This is a genomic window from Leifsonia sp. ALI-44-B (assembly GCF_001984125.1).
In the GTDB taxonomy this organism is placed as follows: Bacteria; Actinomycetota; Actinomycetes; order Actinomycetales; family Microbacteriaceae; genus Okibacterium.
On sequence record NZ_MTQL01000007.1, the window covers coordinates 1,408,520 to 1,426,357 of the forward strand.

General features: G+C 66.9%; 13 protein-coding genes. 9 read left to right on the forward strand and 4 right to left on the reverse strand.

What is annotated here, in order from left to right:
* Nucleotides 1-7: 7 nt before the first annotated feature.
* On the reverse strand, nt 8-1,282 hold the full coding sequence (locus tag ALI44B_RS13645) for an ABC transporter permease subunit (protein WP_238592211.1): 1,275 nt from the start codon (nt 1,280-1,282) through the stop codon (nt 8-10).
* Nucleotides 1,283-1,652: 370 nt separating this feature from the next.
* On the opposite strand from ALI44B_RS13645, the gene guaB reads away from it, so the two are divergent.
* Nucleotides 1,653-3,152, forward strand: a complete 1,500-nt coding sequence (gene guaB / locus ALI44B_RS13650; RefSeq protein ID WP_077055131.1) for an IMP dehydrogenase — start codon at nt 1,653-1,655, stop codon at nt 3,150-3,152.
* 357 nt (nt 3,153-3,509) lie between these two features.
* Here guaB and ALI44B_RS13655 read toward each other — a convergent pair whose 3' ends face one another.
* A complete protein-coding gene (locus ALI44B_RS13655) occupies nt 3,510-3,731 on the reverse strand; it encodes a hypothetical protein (RefSeq protein ID WP_077055132.1) in 222 nt (73 codons plus the stop codon).
* 91 nt (nt 3,732-3,822) lie between these two features.
* Here ALI44B_RS13655 and ALI44B_RS13660 point away from each other — a divergent pair, with 91 nt between their 5' ends.
* From ALI44B_RS13660 to ALI44B_RS13670, 3 genes are all read left to right on the forward strand, one after another.
* Nucleotides 3,823-4,002: a hypothetical protein gene (locus ALI44B_RS13660; RefSeq protein ID WP_077055133.1), complete on the forward strand. Its 180-nt coding sequence runs from the start codon at nt 3,823-3,825 to the stop codon at nt 4,000-4,002.
* 82 nt (nt 4,003-4,084) lie between these two features.
* The gene (locus ALI44B_RS13665) at nt 4,085-5,209 is read left to right on the forward strand and encodes a GuaB3 family IMP dehydrogenase-related protein (protein WP_077055134.1); all 1,125 of its coding nucleotides are present in this window, start codon (nt 4,085-4,087) and stop codon (nt 5,207-5,209) included.
* 210 nt (nt 5,210-5,419) lie between these two features.
* Nucleotides 5,420-7,327: a glycerol-3-phosphate dehydrogenase/oxidase gene (locus tag ALI44B_RS13670; RefSeq protein ID WP_083710037.1), complete on the forward strand. Its 1,908-nt coding sequence runs from the start codon at nt 5,420-5,422 to the stop codon at nt 7,325-7,327.
* Nucleotides 7,328-7,655: 328 nt separating this feature from the next.
* Here ALI44B_RS13670 and poxB read toward each other — a convergent pair whose 3' ends face one another.
* Together poxB and ALI44B_RS13680 are read right to left on the reverse strand one after the other, a co-directional pair.
* Nucleotides 7,656-9,386 (reverse strand): ubiquinone-dependent pyruvate dehydrogenase, encoded by a 1,731-nt coding sequence (gene poxB / locus ALI44B_RS13675; RefSeq protein ID WP_077055135.1) that lies wholly within the window; start codon nt 9,384-9,386, stop codon nt 7,656-7,658.
* A gap of 101 nt (nt 9,387-9,487) precedes the next feature.
* Complete coding sequence (locus ALI44B_RS13680; protein ID WP_083710173.1) at nt 9,488-10,477, reverse strand: LacI family DNA-binding transcriptional regulator; 990 nt, start codon at nt 10,475-10,477, stop codon at nt 9,488-9,490.
* Between the two features lie 367 nt (nt 10,478-10,844).
* Between ALI44B_RS13680 and ALI44B_RS13685 the strand changes: the two genes are divergently transcribed.
* From ALI44B_RS13685 to ALI44B_RS13705, 5 genes are all read left to right on the forward strand, one after another.
* A complete protein-coding gene (locus tag ALI44B_RS13685; protein WP_077055136.1) occupies nt 10,845-11,765 on the forward strand; it encodes a carbohydrate ABC transporter permease in 921 nt (306 codons plus the stop codon).
* A gap of 4 nt (nt 11,766-11,769) precedes the next feature.
* A complete protein-coding gene (locus tag ALI44B_RS13690) occupies nt 11,770-12,762 on the forward strand; it encodes a carbohydrate ABC transporter permease (RefSeq protein WP_077055137.1) in 993 nt (330 codons plus the stop codon).
* Between the two features lie 145 nt (nt 12,763-12,907).
* Nucleotides 12,908-14,257, forward strand: coding sequence for an ABC transporter substrate-binding protein (locus tag ALI44B_RS13695; RefSeq protein WP_077055138.1), 1,350 nt, complete (start codon nt 12,908-12,910; stop codon nt 14,255-14,257).
* A 109-nt stretch (nt 14,258-14,366) separates the two neighbouring features.
* Entirely contained in the window at nt 14,367-15,986 is a 1,620-nt protein-coding gene (arfA, locus tag ALI44B_RS13700; protein ID WP_238592212.1) for an arabinosylfuranosidase ArfA, read from the forward strand.
* Entirely contained in the window at nt 15,979-17,760 is a 1,782-nt protein-coding gene (locus ALI44B_RS13705) for a glycoside hydrolase family 35 protein (RefSeq protein ID WP_077055139.1), read from the forward strand. The genes arfA and ALI44B_RS13705 overlap by 8 nt, the downstream gene beginning before the upstream one ends.
* The last annotated feature ends 78 nt before the right edge of the window (nt 17,761-17,838 follow it).

The window sequence follows — 17,838 nt, forward strand, 5'->3', positions numbered from 1 at the left end:
TATCTCCCTAACCGATCCGCTCGCGGCGGCCGAGTATGCCCTGCGGGCGAACGAGCAAAACGAGAATGAGAACGACGAGAGCCGAGGCGTACTTCAGGTCGGGCGGCAGCACGAGCGTCGAGAGTTCGACGAACAGGCCGACGACGATCGAGCCGATGAGCGCCCCGAAGGCCGTTCCGAGGCCGCCGAGCGTGACGGCGGCGAACATCATCAGCAGGATCTGGAACCCCATGTCCCACGAGACCTGGCGGTACAGCGCGAACATCACACCGGCTAGGGCAGACAGGGCGCCGGCCAGGATCCACACGATGCGGATGATGCGGTCGACGTTGATGCCGGATGCGGCGGCGAGCGACGCATTGTCCGACACGGCGCGCGTGGCCTTACCGATGCGCGTGCGGGTGAGGAAGTATCCGACCGCCAGCAGCACGACGACGCTGAGGCCCATGCTGATGAGCGTGGCGACCGTCAAACGCAGCGGACCGATGATGACGGGCGTCGAGAGCCCCACGTTCATGGTCTTCGTCTGCCCGCCGATGTTGAAGAGGTAGACGTAGCGCAACACGATCGACAAACCGATGGACACCACCATGGCCTGCACGAGTCTCACCCCCCTGCGCCTCAAGGGTTTCCAAAGCACGGCGTCGTTCAGGTAGCCGAAGACAGCACCCAACAGCACGGCGACGATGGTCGCCACGACGATGTTGAGGCCGAGCAGCACGCCGAACACCCACGACATGATGGCGCCGAAGGTGACCATCTCGCCCTGGGCGAAGTTGTTGAGGCCCGTCGTGCCGAAGATCAGCGTGATGCCGATGGCCGCGAGGGCCAGCAGCAGGCCGAAGTTGAGGCCGGCGACGATGCGGATGAGCAGCTGTTCGCCGAACCCGGTGGTCTGCCGGGTGTCCTCGCCCGTGGGAAACAGCACGCTGACCGAGTTGGTCTGGGCGAGCGTGATCTCCTTGCTGGCCTCGGTGCCGTCGCGCAGGGCGACGCCGTCGGGCAGAGTCGACTCGTCGAGCTCGACCGTGTAGGTGCCGGCTTCGGGAACGTTCACCGTCCAGCGGCCCTGATCGTTGGTGCTGACGGTTTCGTCGAATCCGTTGCCCGAGACGGCGACGTCGACATCCGCGACACCCTCGTCCCCGGACTTGATGATTCCCGACACCGTGAAGGTGCTGGTGAAGTCGCTCGTGGGTTCCGGGCTGGGTGCCGGGGTCGCCGACAGGTGCACGGTGTCGACGGATGCCGGGGCGGCCGCAGAGGCGCTGGCGGCCGGCATCCCGATACTGACGACGAGAGCGAAACAGACGGATAAGACACTGGCAAATACCAGGGCGAGGCGACCCACCATCGCGTGTGGTCGTGAACGGCCCAAGCTGCACCTCCATTGTGTGAGACGGGAGGGCGGTTGCCCCCAGTTTCCGTCTTCGTGCGCTGACTGGTGGCCGACGCTACAGCGGGTATGTGTCGAATATGTTTCCGGCACAGCACTCGTTTTTTTCACCCCGTCCACTTTGACGGCCACTGCCCGATAGTGGGGCCTGGAGCCGAGGAATACAAGGGGGTACAGCTCGTTTAGTATTAAGTACCGGATCCCCAGAGGTGTGAATCCGCCTTCTGCTCGGCCTCGAACATGGAAAAGAGAAATGATGGATCAGCCGGATCCCTTCGGTTTTGTCGGTCTCACCTACGACGATGTGCTGCTTCTGCCCGGGCACACCGACGTCATCCCCAGTGAAGCCGAGACGTCATCGCGTCTCACCAAGCGCATCCGGTTGAATACCCCCTTGCTCTCGAGCGCCATGGATACCGTCACCGAGGCACGCATGGCCATCGCCATGGCCCGCGAGGGTGGCATCGGCATCCTGCACCGCAACCTGTCGATCCAGGACCAGGCCGACCAGGTCGACCGCGTCAAGCGCAGCGAATCTGGCATGATCACCAACCCCGTCACGACCACGCCCACCGCAACGGTGGCCGAAGTCGATGCGCTCTGCGGACAATTCCGCGTTTCGGGTCTGCCCGTCGTCGACGGCGAGGGCGTGCTCGTGGGCATCGTCACCAACCGCGACATGCGTTTCGTCTCGCCGTTCGAAAAGGCCACCACGCTCGTGCGCGACGTCATGACGAGCGAGAACCTCGTCACCGCGCCCGTCGGCGTTTCCTCCGACGAGGCCATGGCGCTGCTGGCCCAGCACCGCATCGAGAAGCTGCCCCTGGTCGACGAGCGCCGCAAGCTCAAGGGCCTCATCACGGTCAAAGACTTCGTCAAGACCGAGCAGTACCCGCTGTCGACCAAGGATGACGAGGGTCGCCTGCGCGTGGGCGCCGCCATCGGTTTCTTCGGCGACGCGTGGCAGCGTGCCGGCGCCCTGCTCGAGGCGGGCGTCGACGTGCTCGTGGTCGACACGGCCAACGGCGACTCGGCCGGCGTGCTCGATGTCATCCGTAAGCTGAAGAAAGATCCGGCTTTCGCGGCCGTCGACATCATCGGCGGCAACGTGGCGACGCGTTCGGGTGCCCAGGCGATCATCGACGCCGGAGCGGATGCCATCAAGGTCGGCGTCGGACCGGGCTCCATCTGCACCACGCGCGTCGTGGCCGGTGTGGGTGTGCCCCAGGTGACCGCGGTGTACGAGGCATCCCTCGCGGCCCGCGAATCGGGAACCCCCGTGATCGCCGACGGCGGCCTGCAGTACTCGGGTGATATCGCCAAGGCGCTCGTCGCGGGTGCCGACACCGTCATGCTGGGCTCGCTGCTCGCCGGCACCGACGAGAGCCCCGGCGACCTGATCTTCCAGGGCGGCAAGCAGTTCAAGAGCTACCGCGGCATGGGTTCGCTGGGCGCTCTGCAGACGCGCGGCACCAAGACGTCCTATTCGAAGGACCGCTACTTCCAGTCGGATGTCCCCTCCGACGACAAGCTCATCCCCGAGGGTATCGAGGGACAGGTCCCCTATCGCGGGCCGGTCTCGGCGGTCTCCTACCAGCTCATCGGCGGCCTGCGTCAGTCGATGTTCTATGTTGGCGCTCGCTCGATCGAGGAGCTCAAGATGAAGGGCAAGTTCGTGCGCATCACGCCCGCCGGCCTGAAAGAGTCGCACCCGCACGACGTGCAGATCGTGGTCGAGGCGCCGAACTACCGCTAAGACGCAAACGCTTCACCTCAACTGCCCGGATGGCCGACACGCCATCCGGGCAGTTTTTTTCAGGATGGTCGCGACGTGAGAGGTTGTCGCAGCTCAGGGGTGGCGCTCGCAAGTTCGTGGTGGTGTGGGGACCGTGGCCCCGACCTCGTCTGAGAGAACCCCAGATACAAGGGCTGGCACCGGGGAAGTGGACAGGCTGGACGAGGCGTTCATTGGGAGTGTGTGGGGAGCGCGCAATCGCGTGCATTCCGCAGGATCCGCCTGCTCAATTGGAGGAACACCCATGAAGAAGACCACCTCGATTCTTAGCACCGCCGCGCTCGCGTGCGGTCTCGTTGCCGCCACGCTGGCTCCCGCTCACGCGGGTACGGCCTCGGCGTCGGCAACCGCTGCAGGCACCGCTGGCGCGTCGGCATCCGCGGCGGCGAACGCGTCGGCGTCGGCAAACGCCAATGCATCGTCCTCGGCCAACGGGTTCTCCTTCTCGAACGCAACGTCCGGGAGCACCGGATCGTGGAGTTGGTCGGGCGGCTCCTGGGCGAACGCGTACTCGGGCAGCACCGGATCGTGGGGCTCCACTGGCTCTTCGAACGCCTTTGGTTCGGGCTCCGCTCAGGGCTCTACGCAGGGCTTTGCCTCGAGCGGGACGTCATTCGGAGCGACGAACGGCATGACCATTTCGTCAGGCGTGTGGACCTTCGGCGTGACCGGCGGTTCCATCACGGGTCTGGCTAACGGCACGACCGGAGTCGTCTACCCGTCGGCCCGCCCCTCCCGGGTGAACGGCGTGACGGTGGCACCGGGCACCTACAAGATCGTCGCGGGCAAGCCCGTGCTCGTCTCGAAGTAGCTCAGGCACGGGCCGTCGGCCCGCGCATTCCCCTCTCCGGGAAGGTGCGGGCCGATGGTCCTCGCGACGATAAGGTAGTGGGGTGAGCTACGAAAACGAGATCGGCGTGTCGAAACGAGCCCGACGGGCGTATGCCTTCGACGACATCGCGGTCGTTCCTTCCCGCCGAACGCGCGACCCCGAAGACGTGTCGGTGTCGTGGTCAATCGACGCCTACCAGTTCGGCATCCCGTTCCTCGCGGCACCGATAGACTCCGTCGTGTCGCCGTCGACGGCCATCATGATGGGGCAGCTGGGCGGACTCGGCGTGCTCGACCTCGAAGGTCTGTGGACGCGGTACGAGAACCCCGAGCCCTACCTCGCCGAGATCGCGCAACTGAGCGCGGCTCAGGCCACCTCCCGCATGCAGGAGATCTACTCCGAGCCCATCAAACCCGAGCTCGTCACGGCCCGCCTGGCCGAGATCCGCGCGGCCGGTGTCACGGTCGCCGGTGCGCTGTCGCCGCAGCGCACACAAGAGCTGTACGAAACGGTCGTGGCGGCCGGTGTCGACCTGTTCGTCATCCGCGGCACCACAGTTTCGGCCGAGCATGTCTCGAAGAATCAAGAGCCGCTCAACCTGAAGAAGTTCATCTACGAGCTCGATGTTCCCGTCATCGTGGGTGGGGCATCCACCTACACCGCTGCGCTGCACCTCATGCGCACGGGCGCGGCCGGCGTGCTCGTCGGCTTCGGCGGTGGAGCGGCGTCGACCACGCGCGCCACGCTCGGCATCCACGCCCCCATGGCGACCGCCGTCGCCGACGTGGCCGGCGCTCGCCGCGACTACATGGACGAGTCGGGCGGCCGCTACGTGCACGTCATCGCCGACGGCGGCCTCGGCACGTCGGGCGACATCGTCAAGGCCATCGCCTGCGGCGCCGACGCGGTCATGCTGGGCAGCGCCCTCGCGCGGTCGACCGATGCACCCGGTCAGGGCTACCACTGGGGCGCCGAGGCGCACCACTCGAAGCTTCCGCGCGGCAACCGCGTTCCCGTCGAGCAGATCGGCACGCTCGAAGAGGTCCTCTACGGCCCCGCGACGTCGGCCGATGGCACGGCCAACCTGGTCGGTGCGCTGCGTCGCTCGATGGCCACGACGGGTTACTCCGACCTCAAGGAATTCCAGCGCATCGACGTCGTTGTGGCGCCCTACCGCGTGAGCTGATCTCTCGAATGCAGCATGTTCTCGTGATGCCGGTCCTTTCGGGGGCCGGCATCACGTGTGTGCGCCGACCTCTTACTGTGAGCGGATGTGCGGCACAAGCGCTTGTTCGCGCGCCGCGGGCGTATTAGCGTCGGGAACGTGGCCGACATCGCCTGTCGTGGCGGTCACCGATCCGGCGGAAGCGGCAGGCGGTTACCCAGGAGGACTCCGATGGCGCATCCGAATCACGGCCGAGACGACGACGGCAGAACGACGAAGCTCGGGCCGGAGGAACGCGCCCAGGCGATCGCTGCCCTGAAGGAGAAAGAACTCGACATCCTGGTCGTGGGCGGCGGCATCGTGGGCGCGGGCAGTGCGCTCGACGCCGTGACGCGCGGCCTGTCGACGGGAATCCTCGAGGCCAGGGACTGGTCGTCGGGCACGTCGAGCCGGTCGTCGAAACTGGTGCACGGCGGCATCCGCTATCTCGAGCAGCTCGACTTCCGCCTGGTGCGCGAGGCCCTGACCGAGCGCGGGCTGCTGCTGCAGCGCATCGCGCCGCACCTCGTGAAACCCGTGCGTTTTCTCTACCCGCTGAAGAAGCGGTTCTATGAGCGTTTCTACATCGGCGCGGGCATGCTGCTCTACGACCTGTTCTCGTACACGGGCGGGCGCCCGCCCGGTGTGCCGCACCACCGCCACCTCTCGAAGCGCGGGGTGCAGCGGGCCCTGCCGTCGCTCGCCTCCGACGCATTCGTCGGCGGGCTCACCTATTACGACGCGCAGGTCGACGACGCCCGCTACGGCGCCTCGGTCGTGCGCACGGCTGCCTACTATGGCGCCCACGCCGCGAGCCGGGTGCGGGTCGAAGGTTTCCTCAAGGTCGGCCAGCGGGTCGTCGGCGTCAAGGCGCACGACCTGGAGACGGGCGAACGTTTCGAGGTGCGCGCGAAGCAGGTCGTCAATGCGACGGGCGTGTGGACCGACGACACCCAGTCGATGGTGGGGGAGCGCGGTCAGTTCAAGGTGCGCGCGTCGAAGGGTGTGCACTTGGTGGTGCCGCGCGACCGCTTCCAGTCGAACATGGGTCTGTTGTTGCGCACCGAGAAGAGCGTGCTCTTCGTCATCCCGTGGGGTCGCCATTGGCTGATCGGCACGACGGACACGGATTGGCACCTCGACAAGGCGCACCCCGCCGCGACGGCCGCCGACATCGATTACATCCTCGAACACGTCAACTCGGTGCTCGCGGTGCCGCTGACGCGCGACGACGTCGAGGGTGTCTACGCGGGTCTGCGTCCCCTGCTCGCGGGGGAGAGCGACCAGACGTCGAAGCTGTCGCGCGAGCACCTCGTCGCGCATTCCGTGCCGGGGCTCGTGGTGATCGCGGGCGGCAAGTGGACGACGTATCGGATCATGGCCAAGGATGCGGTGGATGCTGCGGCATCCGCTCTCGACGGCAAGATCCCCGAGAGCGTGACCGAGAACGTGGCGTTGTTGGGAGCCGAGGGCTATCAGGCCGCGTGGAACAAGCGCGCCAAGATCGCGAAGGCGTTCGATGTGCACCCCACGCGGGTCGAACACCTGCTCAACCGCTTCGGCGTCTTGTCGGATGAGGTGCTCGATCTCATTCGCGAACGCCCCGAGTTGAAGGAGCCGCTGCCCGGGGCCGACGACTACTTGCAGGCGGAGGTCGTCTACGCGGCCACGCACGAGGGGGCCCTGCACCTCGAGGATGTCCTCGCCCGCCGCACGCGCATCTCGATCGAGGCCTGGGATCGCGGCGTTTCGGCGGCACCGGTCGCGGCCAAGCTCATGCAGGAGGCACTCGGCTGGGACGACGAGCGCACGCAGCGGGAGATCGACAATTACCTCAAGCGGGTCGAAGCCGAGCGTGCCTCGCAGGAGCAGCCCGACGACGAGTCGGCCGACCGGATCCGACTCGCGGCCCCCGACATCCAGTCAGGCGCACACGAATCGGATGTCTCGCCGGCCGAGGACCCGCAGCAACCCGACGAGTCGGCGTCCGAAGCCTCGGCCGACGAGCCGTCGCGTGATGAGGTCACGCACGGCGACACCGACGGCACGGCCGATGACCCGGGCCACGAGAACGACACATCCGGCGTCGAAAAGAACTAGCGGCACCTGACACGAGGGGCGTTGGAGCGCACGCACCCCCACGCCCCTCTCTCGTACCCGGCCGACACGGACATCTTTTTCTTGATTTCGCTATTCCAGGTGAACTATTCCAGTTGGAATAGTCCAGCTGGAATAGTCCAAACGAAACGGTCCTCCTCCTGCGCCGATAGTGGTGCCGACCGCGGGAGTTGCGGCGACACAATCAGCGCGAAACCCGGGTAGGGCTCGGCCAACAGTGACGTGCGCTCCATATTCCAGACGGAATATTCCGGCGGGAATGGTTCAGATGGAATAGCCGAGACGCGAAAAAGATGTTCCATGAGGCTGGTCAGTCGAAGATGCGCCGCAGGACGTTGGTGTTGGCGAGGTCGAGGAGCTCGTCGCCGCGGCCCGAGAGCACGGTGCGCAGCGCGTAGAGCGTGAAGCCGCCCGCCTGCTCGGCCGTGATGGTCGGCGGGATGGAGAGCTCTTGGCGAGCGGTGACGACGTCGATGAGCGCCGGGCCGTCGTGTTCGAAGGCCTCGCGCAGCGCCTCGGACAGGTCGTTGGGCTTCTCGACGCGCACGCCGTGGATGCCCATGGCCTTGGCCACCTCGGCGAAGTTCGGGTTGACCAGGTCGGTGCCGTAGTTCACGATGCCCGCGGCCTTCATCTCGACCTCGACGAAGTTGAGCGACGAGTTGTTGAACACCACGATCTTGACGGGCAGCTTGTTCTGCACGAGCGACAGCAGCTCGCCCATGAGCATCGTGAGGCCGCCGTCGCCCGCGAGCGCGATGACCTGTCGATCGGGGTGGGATGCCTGCGCGCCCAGCCCCTGCGACACGGCGTTCGCCATGGTTCCGTGGCTGAACGATCCGATGAGGCGGCGCTTGCCGTTCATGTGTAGGTAGCGGGCCGCCCAGGTGACGGGGGAGCCGACATCCGGAATGAAGACGGCGTCGTCGTCGGCCAGCTCGTCGACCAGGCGCGTCAGATATTGCGGGTGGATGGGGGAGCGGTTGTGGTCGTTGTCGGCGAGCTCGTCGAGGCCCTTGCGGGACTTCTTGTAGTGCTTGAGGGCGTCTTCGAGGTGAGAACGTTTCTTCTTGCGCTCGACGAGATTGGTGAGGGCCGCCGCGGTGTCCTTGACGGTTCCGACGAGGCCCAGCGTGAGCGGCGTGCGGCGGCCGAGCTGTTCGCCGCGGACATCCACCTGGATCTTGACGGCCTTCTCGGGGAAGAACTGTTGGTAGGGGAAATCGGAGCCGAGCACGAGGAGCGTGTCGCAGGTTTCCATGGCGCGGTAGCCCGAGGCGAAACCGAGCAGACCCGTCATGCCGACGTCGAAGGGGTTGTCGTATTCGACGTGCTCCTTGCCGCGCAGCGCGTGCACGATGGGGGCGCCCAGGGTGTCGGCCAGCGCCAGAAGCTCGTCGTGCGCGCCCGCGGCCCCTGCGCCGGCCAGGATGGTGACCTTCTCGCCCTTGTTCAAGAGGGCTGCGGCCTCGGCGAGGCCCTCGGCCGACGGCAGCACCGAGCTCTGGGTCGGGCGGATCGAGACCGTGCGCGGGCTGTCGGCCTTCTTCAACAGGATGTCGCCCGGGATCACGATGACCGCGACACCCTTCTTCTCGATGGCCGTGCGCATGGCGATCTCAAGCACGCGCGGCATCTGGGCGGGATCGGAGACGAGTTCGCAGTAGACGCTGCACTCGCGGAACAGCTCCTGCGGGTGCGTCTCCTGGAAGTAGTTGCTGCCGATCTCACCGCTCGGGATGTGGGCGGCGATCGCCAGAACGGGCACGCGGGAGCGGTTGGCGTCGTAGAGCCCGTTGATGAGGTGCAGGTTGCCGGGGCCGCAGCTGGCGGCACACACCGACAGCTCGCCCGTGAGCGCGGCCTCGGCCGAGGCTGCGAAGGCGGCGCCCTCCTCGTGGCGCACGTGCACCCAGTCGAGGTCTCCATCGGCGCGCAACGCATCCGTGAAGCCGTTGAGCGAATCGCCCGGCAGGCCGTAGACGCGTTTCACCCCTGACGCCTTGAGTGTGTCGACGATGTTCGCTGCGATCGTGCCCATGTTTCAGCCCTTCGTGTGCGGATGATTCGTCGGGCGGTCGGCGCTGATCGCCCTCCACCATCCGATCACATCAGGCCGTGCAATGTGAGGGGGTTGCCACGTCAGTCTCGGGCGTAAGGAGCCGTGGACGCGCGCTCGACGAGGCGCACCGGCACGATGGTGGTACCCGCCGCTGCCGCGTTCTGCTCGATCTCGGCGAGGAGGCGTTGCACGCAGATGCGACCGACGGCCGAGAAGTCCTGGTGCACGGTCGTGAGCGGCGGCCAGTAGGACGACGATTCCTCGGTGTCGTCGAAGCCCACGACGCTGACATCGTCCGGCACGGGCCGCCCCGCCTCGTGCAGGGCGCGCAAGACTCCGAGCGCCATCTGGTCGTTGGCCGCGAAGATGGCGGTCACGGCCGGGTTCTGTGCGAGCTGCGCCCCGATGCGGTAGCCGGACTCGGCCGACCAATCACCGACGAGCGGTTCGTCGACGGGAGCGCCGACCGCCTCGAGTGACGCGCGCCACGCCTCGGTGCGTCGCGCCGACGAGAACGACGTCGGCGGCCCGGCCACGTGGTGCACGGTCGGGTGGCCGAGCGCCAGAAGGTGCTCGGTGGCGAGTCGGGCACCCTGGCGCTGGTCGGTGTCGACCACGGTGTAGGGGTCTGCGGCATCCGAATCGACGATGACGACGGGGATGCCAGCGGGCAGCGAGATGTCGGCGCGGTCGAGGATGTGCGCCTCGATGATGATGAGGATGCCGTCGACGGCCTGCTCGCTCAAACGCGTGAACGCGCCCGCGACCTCGCCCTGGGTCGGATGGCTGAGCGGCATGAGTGTGATCGAATAGCCCGCCTCGGCCGTGGCCGTCGCGATGGCGTCGAGCGTGCGCATGTTGCCGAAGGTCGAAAGCGTGAACATAATGACGCCGATCGTCCGGAAGCGGCCCGTCTTGAGCGCCCGCGCGGCGCTGTTGGGGCGGTAGCCGACGGCGGCCATGGCGGCCAGCACGCGGTCGCGGGTGTCGGCGTCGACGTTCTGGTGGCCGTTCGAGACGCGCGACACGGTCTGCGAGGAAACGCCCGCGCGCTTCGCCACGTCGGCCATCGACGGACCGCGCACGCGCGAGGAGGCTACACCCAGAGGCCCGGATGGCGTCAGGGAAACTGCCGGCAGCGGCTCCCGCGAGGGCTGCGACGAGCCGGCCCCATCGCCCGAGGGCACGTCTGCAGCGAGCGGCGGAGCGTCGGGCGAGACGTCGCCCACCAGCGGCTGAGCGGCGAGCGGAACGGGGGAGGTGGCGTCGTCGACAGGCACTCGAGACCCCCTTCTCGCCGCACTTGACGCGACGCTGTTGTCGTGTAAAGGTGTAACCCACACCCCATGTTTACGTAAACACGCTACCATCAGAACGCAGATGTTTACGCAAACATCGCACCACACCGAAACTCGCTCCCAACGAACCGGATTTCCCATGACGACGCTGTCAGCAGACGCCCCCGCCACCCCGCGGCCGGCCGCTCTCCGGCGAGACAAACGCAGATGGACGGGATGGGCCTTCGTGGCCCCGTTCCTCGTCGTCTTCGCGCTCGTGCTCGTCGCCCCCGTGATCTATGCGATCTACCTCAGCCTCTTCAAGGAGCAGCTGATCGGCGGCAACGCGTTCGTCGGCATCTCGAACTACACGCAGGCCCTCTCCGACCCCAAGTTCTGGGACTCGCTCGGCCGCGTCGCCCTGTTCCTCTGCGTGCAGGTGCCCATCATGCTGGGCCTCGCCCTCTTCGCGGCGCTCGCCATCGACTCGGCCCGCCTCTACCTGTCGTCGTTCTTCCGCATCTCGATCTTCCTGCCCTACGCGGTTCCCGCCGTCGTCGCGACGCTCATGTGGGGCTTCATGTACGGCAACCGCTTCGGCCTCGTCGGAAACGTCAACGACTTCTTCGGCATCCAGCTGCCCGATCCGCTGTCGAACAACTGGGTGTTGCTCTCGATCGGCAACATCGTCACGTGGGAGTTCGTGGGCTACAACATGCTCATCTTCTACGCCGCGCTGCGCGTCATCTCGACGGACCTCTACGAGGCAGCCGAGCTCGACGGTGCCAGCCAGTGGCGCATCATCCGCAGCATCAAGCTGCCCGCCATCCGCGGTGCCATCGTGATCGCCGGCATCTTCTCGGTCATCGGCAGCTTCCAGTTGTTCAACGAGCCGAACATCCTGCAATCGCTCGCGCCCAACACGATCTCGACGTTCTTCACGCCGAACATGTACGCCTACAACCTGTCGTTCTCGGGCCAGCAGTACAACTACTCGGCCGCCATCGCCATCATCATGGGCGTCGTCACCGCCGTGATCGCCTACATCGTGCAGAACTCCGGTTCGCGCAAGGAGAAGTGACGCCATGACCAGCGTGCAACAGGGCGCAGCCCCCGCCCCCTCGAACCAGCCCACCGATAAGATCGACGCCACGACCGGCCGCGTGCGCCCGGCGCGGCGTTCGTCGACCGGCCAGCGCCGCCCGCGTTTCGCCAAACCGCAGGAGGGCGGCTTCCGCAAGAAGCGTTCCGTCTGGCTGACCGTCGTCATGGCCGTCATGCTCGTCTACGCGCTGCTTCCGCTGTTCTGGCTCTTCGTCAACTCGACCAAGACGCAGGACGTGCTCTTCAACTCGTTCGGCCTGTGGTTCTCGGGCGACTTCTCGTTGTTCGCGAACATCGGCGAGACGCTGGCCTACCACGACGGCGAATTCATCCGCTGGTTCGGCAACACCGTGCTCTACGTGGTCGTCGGCGCCGGCGGGGCCACGTTCCTCGCCACGCTCGCGGGCTACGGCCTGGCCAAGTACGACTTCCCCGGCAAGAAGGGCGTCTTCGCGGTCGTCCTCGGCGCCGTGGCCGTGCCCGGAACCGCGCTCGCCGTTCCCACGTTCCTCATGTTCAGCCAGCTGGGTCTGACCAACACCCCGTGGGCGATCATCCTGCCCTCGCTCATCAGCCCCTTCGGCCTCTATCTCATCTGGACCTACGCCATCGATTCGGTGCCCACCGAGTTGCTCGAGGCGGCGCGGATGGATGGGGCGGGCGAATTCCGAACCTTCTTCACCATCTCGCTCAAGTTGCTGAGCCCCGGTCTCATCACGGTGTTGCTCTTCACCATGGTGGCCACCTGGAACAACTACTTCCTGCCGCTCATCATGCTGTCCGAGTCGACGTGGTACCCCCTCACGGTGGGCCTCAACCAGTGGAACAACCAGGCCTCCACGGCCGGCGGCGAGGCCATCTACAACCTCGTCATCACGGGCTCGTTCCTCACCATCATCCCGATCGTCATCGCGTTCCTCTTCATGCAGCGCTACTGGCAGTCGGGGCTCGCCGCGGGCAGCGTCAAGCAGTAACGACGACCCGCGGATGTCTCACCCGCAGCACCTTCACCGCAGCATCCCTTCACCGCATCACTGCTTCACCGCACCACCCGTAACACACAGCTCCGCATCCACACCGAAACCCGAACACCGTTTACAACGACGTGAAAGGAAAACGATGAACAGTCGTTTCAAGAAGACCGTCTGGCGCACGCTCGCCACGGCAACTGTCGGCATCGCCGCCGGCGCCTCGCTCGTGGCCTGCTCGTCGGGCCCCGGCGGCTCGGCCGACTCCGGCTCGGCAGAGGACCTCGAGAAGGCCCTGCAGACCGAATCATCCATCACCGTATGGGCCTGGGCCCCCGCGGTCGAGGACATCGCCAAGGCCTTCGAGGAGAAGTACCCGAAGATCACGGTCAACGTGGAGAACGTCGGCACCGGCAATGACCAGTACACCAAGCTGCAGAACGCGATCAAGGCCGGCTCGGGCGCCCCCGACGTGGCCCAGATCGAGTACTACGCGCTGCCGCAGTTCGCGCTCGGCAACTCGCTCGCCGACCTGTCGAAGTTCGGCTTCGACGACCTGGAAGACAAGTTCACGGCCTCGACGTGGAACTCGGTCAACCTGAACGACAAGCTCTACGCCCTGCCGCAGGACTCCGGCCCCATGGCGATGTTCTATCGCAAGGACGTCTTCGACAAGTACGGCATCGCCGTGCCCGAGACCTGGGACCAGTACATCGCGGCCGCGAAGACCATCCACGACGCCGACCCCAACGCCTACATCACCAACGACACCGGCGACGCGGGCTTCACCACGAGCATGATCTGGCAGGCCGGCGGCAAGCCGTACACGGTCGACGGCGAGAACGTGGGCATCAACCTGCAGGACGAGGGCTCGAAGAAGTGGGCCGACAAGTGGAACCAGCTGGTCGAGGGCGGCTACGTGGCCCAGACCTCCTCCTGGAGCGACGAGTGGTTCCGCGGCCTGTCCGACGGTTCGATCGCCACGCTCATCATCGGCTCGTGGATGCCCGGCAACCTCGAGGGCCAGGCCCCCGACGGCTCCGGCCAGTGGCGCGTCGCCCCCATGCCGCAGTACGAGGCCGGCGGAACCGCGACGGCCGAGAACGGTGGCGGTGGAGACGCCGTGCTCGAGCAGTCGAAGAACAAGCTCGTCGCCGCAGCCTTCCTGAAGTACATGAACGCCGAAGAGGGCACGCAGATCTCGATCGACAAGGGCGGCTTCCCGTCGACCAACGCCGACCTCGAGTCCGACGAATTCCTCGGCTACGAGAGCGAGTACTTCGGCGGCCAGAAGATCAACGAGGTCTTCGCCGACTCGGCCAAGAACGTCGTCAAGGGATGGCAGTACCTGCCCTTCCAGGTCTACGCCAACAGCATCTACAACGACACCGTCGGCCAGGCCTACGCCAACAAGTCCGACCTCAACGAGGGTCTGACCGCCTGGCAGAAGGCCTCGGCCAGCTACGGCTCCGAGCAGGGCTTCACGGTCTCCGAGAAGTAGCCGGCCCGCGAAGTAACCGGCCGGGGAGCAGCCAGCTCCGGCCAGAACGACCAGATGGCGGGCGGATCCCCCTCCGCCCGCCATCTCCTTCCCCCTCGAAAGGTTCCCCGTGCTCACCGCCTCGCTGCGCCTGAACACCCGCACCCCCGTCGCTCCCGTCAATCCCCGGCTCTTCGGCTCGTTCGTCGAGCACATGGGTCGCGCGGTCTATACGGGCATCTTCGAACCCGGCCACGAGACGGCGGATGCGGCGGGCTTCCGTTCCGACGTCGCCGACCTCGTGCGCGAGCTCGGCGTCAGCATCGTGCGCTACCCGGGCGGCAACTTCGTCTCGGGTTTCAAGTGGGAAGACAGCGTGGGACCGGTGGACGAACGACCCGTGCGATTGGATGCCGCGTGGCACTCGATCGAGACGAACCGCGTCGGCATCCACGAGTTCGCCGCCTGGGCCGCATCGGCGGGAGTCGAGGTCATGCAGGCCGTGAACCTCGGCACCCGCGGCGTCGCCGAAGCCGCAGAACTGCTCGAATACTGCAACATTCCGCGCGGCACGGCGTTGAGCGATGCCCGCCGCGCCAACGGGGCCGACGAGCCCTTCGACATCCGCGTCTGGTGCCTCGGCAACGAGATGGACGGGCCCTGGCAGATCGGCCACAAGACGGCCGACGAATATGGCCGCCTGGCCGCCGAGACCGCGCGCCTCATGCGCTTCGTCGACCCCCGCATCGAATTGGTGGCGGCGGGTTCGTCGAACGCCGATATGCCCACGTTCGGCAGCTGGGAGCGCACGGTGCTGACGCACACGGCCGGGCTCGTCGACCACATCTCGGTGCACGCCTATTACGAGGAGCTGGATGGCGACGCCGAGAGCTTCCTGGCCTCGGCCGTGGGGCTCGACCGCTACCTCGAGGAGGTGGCCCAGATCATCGACGAGGTGCGCGCCGAGGCCGGCATCGAGCGGCCCATCGGCATCAGCGTCGACGAGTGGAACGTCTGGTATCAGACGCGTTTCAACGAGGTCGACAAGGAACCCCTGCTGACGGGGGAGTGGAACGAGGCGCCGCGCCTGATCGAGGACGAGTACGGCGTGACCGACGCCGTGGTGGTCGGCTCGCTGTTGAACTCGCTGCTGCGGCACGGCGACCGCGTGTCGATGGCGAACCTCGCGCAGCTCGTCAACGTGATCGCGCCCATCCGTTCAGAGCCCGGCGGGCCCGCCTGGCGGCAGACGACGTTCCACCCGTTCGAGCGCACCGCCCGGTTCGCGCGCGGCGAGATCCTCGCGGTGGATGTCTCGGGCGCACCCGTCGTCGAGACGCAGAAGTACGGCGCCGTTCCCGTCGTCGATGCCGCGGCCACGCGCGACGGCGACGAGGTGGTGCTGTTCTTCGTGAACCGGTCGACGACCGACGAGCTCGCCCTGAGCGTCGACATCCCGGATGTCGCGGGGCTCGCGCTCGTAGACGCCGAGACGTTGACCGTGCCGGAGGGACTCGATCGGCACGCCTCGAACACGGCGACCGAACCTGCGCGCGTGGGCCTCGTGCCGCTCGCGGGTGTCGAGGTTTCTTCGGGCACCGAGGTTTCTTCGACCGTATCCGTCACCCTGCCCGCGCTCTCGTGGTCGATCATCCGCCTGGCAGCGACATCCGCTGCCGCTCCATCCGCCTCTTCTCCGTCCGACGCTTCGGACGCAACGACTTCTTCCCTGGGGGACACCCGTGCCTGACTTCCGCATCGGCGACACCGACTTCGAGCTCGACGGTCAGCCGTTCCGCGTGCTCGCCGGCGCGCTGCACTACTTCCGCGTGCACCCCGAACAGTGGGCCGACCGCATCCGCAAGGCCAAGCTCATGGGCCTCAACACCATCGAGACCTACGTGCCGTGGAACCTGCACGAGCCGAACCCCGGCCACTTCGACCTGACGGGCCGCCTCGACCTCGAGCGCTTCCTGCAGCTCATCGCCGACGCGGGGATGTATGCCATCGTGCGCCCGGGCCCCTACATCTGCGCCGAGTGGGACAACGGCGGCCTGCCCGCGTGGCTGTTCCGCGACGAGGCCGTGGGCGTGCGCCGCTTCGAGCCCCTTTATATGGCCGAGGTCGAGCGCTACTTCGATCGCGTGCTGCCCATCGTCGAGCGCGCGCAGATCTCGAACGGCGGCCCCGTCATCCTCGTGCAGATCGAGAACGAGTACGGCGCCTATGGCGACGACAAGCAGTACCTCGAGGCGCTCGTGGCCCTCAACCGCGCGCACGGCATCACGGTGCCGCTCACGACCATCGACCAGCCCACCGACGAGATGCTCGCCAACGGCAGCCTGCCGGGCCTGCACAAGACCGGTTCGTTCGGGTCGCGCGCCACCGAGCGCCTGGCCACGCTGCGCCGCCACCAGCCCACGGGCCCGCTCATGTGCGCCGAGTTCTGGAACGGCTGGTTCGACTTCTGGGGCTCGCACCACCACACCACGCCGGCCGCCGAGGCCGCGCGCGAGCTCGACGAACTGCTCGCAACCGGGGCATCCGTCAACCTGTACATGTTCCACGGCGGCACCAACTTCGGCTTCACGAACGGCGCCAACGACAAGGGTGTCTATCAGCCGACGGTCACGAGCTACGACTACGACGCCCCGCTCGACGAGGCCGGCAACCCGGGCCCCAAGTTCTGGGCGTTCCGCGACGTGATCGCGAAGTATGCGCCGGTTCCCGACGAGGTTCCGGATGCCGCGGCGCCCGCCCCGGCGTTCCGAGCTCCGCTCGACGCCGTCGTCCCCTTCTGGCAGGTCGCCTCGGCGCTCGGCGAGAGCGTTCCGCACCGCAGCATCCCGACCTTCGACCAGGTGGAGCACTACACGGGTTTCGGCGTCTACTGCACCGAGATCGACTTCCGCGGCACCGGGCGCGCGCCCGTCCTGACCATCGGCGAGGTGCGCGACCGCGCGCTCGTCTTCCTGAACCGCCAGCCCGTCGGCGTGCTGTCGCGCGACAACCACGACCGCGGCATCGGCCTGCCGTTCGAGGCGTCGGGCACGCTCGAGATCCTCGTCGAAGACCAGGGCCGTGTGAACTACGGGCACCGCATCGGCGAGGACAAGGGCCTGATCGGCCCCGTCACGATCGACGGGCACGCGCACGAGCGCTGGGAGTTGCAGCCGCTCGGGCTCGACGACCTGTCACCCGTGTCCGAGGCGTTCGCGCGGGCCGCGGCACCTAACCCCGAGGCATCCGCCATCGCCGGCCCCGCGTTCGTGCGCGCGACCGTCGAGCTCGAGGCGCCCACCGACCTGTTCCTCGACACCACCACGCTCGGCAAGGGCGTGGCCTGGGTGAACGGTTTCAACCTCGGCCGTTACTGGCGCCGGGGCCCGCAGAACACGCTCTACGTTCCCGCCTCGACCCTGAAGCCCGGCGCGAACGAGATCGTGCTCTTCGAACTGCACGCCATCCCCGACGCGACCCTCTCGTTCGTGAGAGCCGCCGACCTCGGTCACACCGAGTTCTAGATCACCGCGGGCCGGCCACGGTCGGCCCGCGGGTCCAACCCCGAAGTACGACATACCCGCAGCACCAACCCATCAGCA

Excerpts from the sequence above, each read along its gene's own strand:
- ALI44B_RS13670 (WP_083710037.1), top strand. The coding sequence starts at position 5,420 with ATGGCGCATCCGAATCACGGCCGAGACGACGACGGCAGAACGACGAAG.
- ALI44B_RS13690 (WP_077055137.1), top strand. The coding sequence starts at position 11,770 with ATGACCAGCGTGCAACAGGGCGCAGCCCCCGCCCCCTCGAACCAGCCC.
- ALI44B_RS13685 (WP_077055136.1), top strand. The coding sequence starts at position 10,845 with ATGACGACGCTGTCAGCAGACGCCCCCGCCACCCCGCGGCCGGCCGCT.
- ALI44B_RS13695 (WP_077055138.1), top strand. The coding sequence starts at position 12,908 with ATGAACAGTCGTTTCAAGAAGACCGTCTGGCGCACGCTCGCCACGGCA.
- poxB (WP_077055135.1), bottom strand. The coding sequence starts at position 9,386 with ATGGGCACGATCGCAGCGAACATCGTCGACACACTCAAGGCGTCAGGG.
- guaB (WP_077055131.1), top strand. The coding sequence starts at position 1,653 with ATGGATCAGCCGGATCCCTTCGGTTTTGTCGGTCTCACCTACGACGAT.
- ALI44B_RS13645 (WP_238592211.1), bottom strand. The coding sequence starts at position 1,282 with ATGCCGGCCGCCAGCGCCTCTGCGGCCGCCCCGGCATCCGTCGACACC.
- ALI44B_RS13680 (WP_083710173.1), bottom strand. The coding sequence starts at position 10,477 with ATGGCCGACGTGGCGAAGCGCGCGGGCGTTTCCTCGCAGACCGTGTCG.
- ALI44B_RS13660 (WP_077055133.1), top strand. The coding sequence starts at position 3,823 with ATGACCATTTCGTCAGGCGTGTGGACCTTCGGCGTGACCGGCGGTTCC.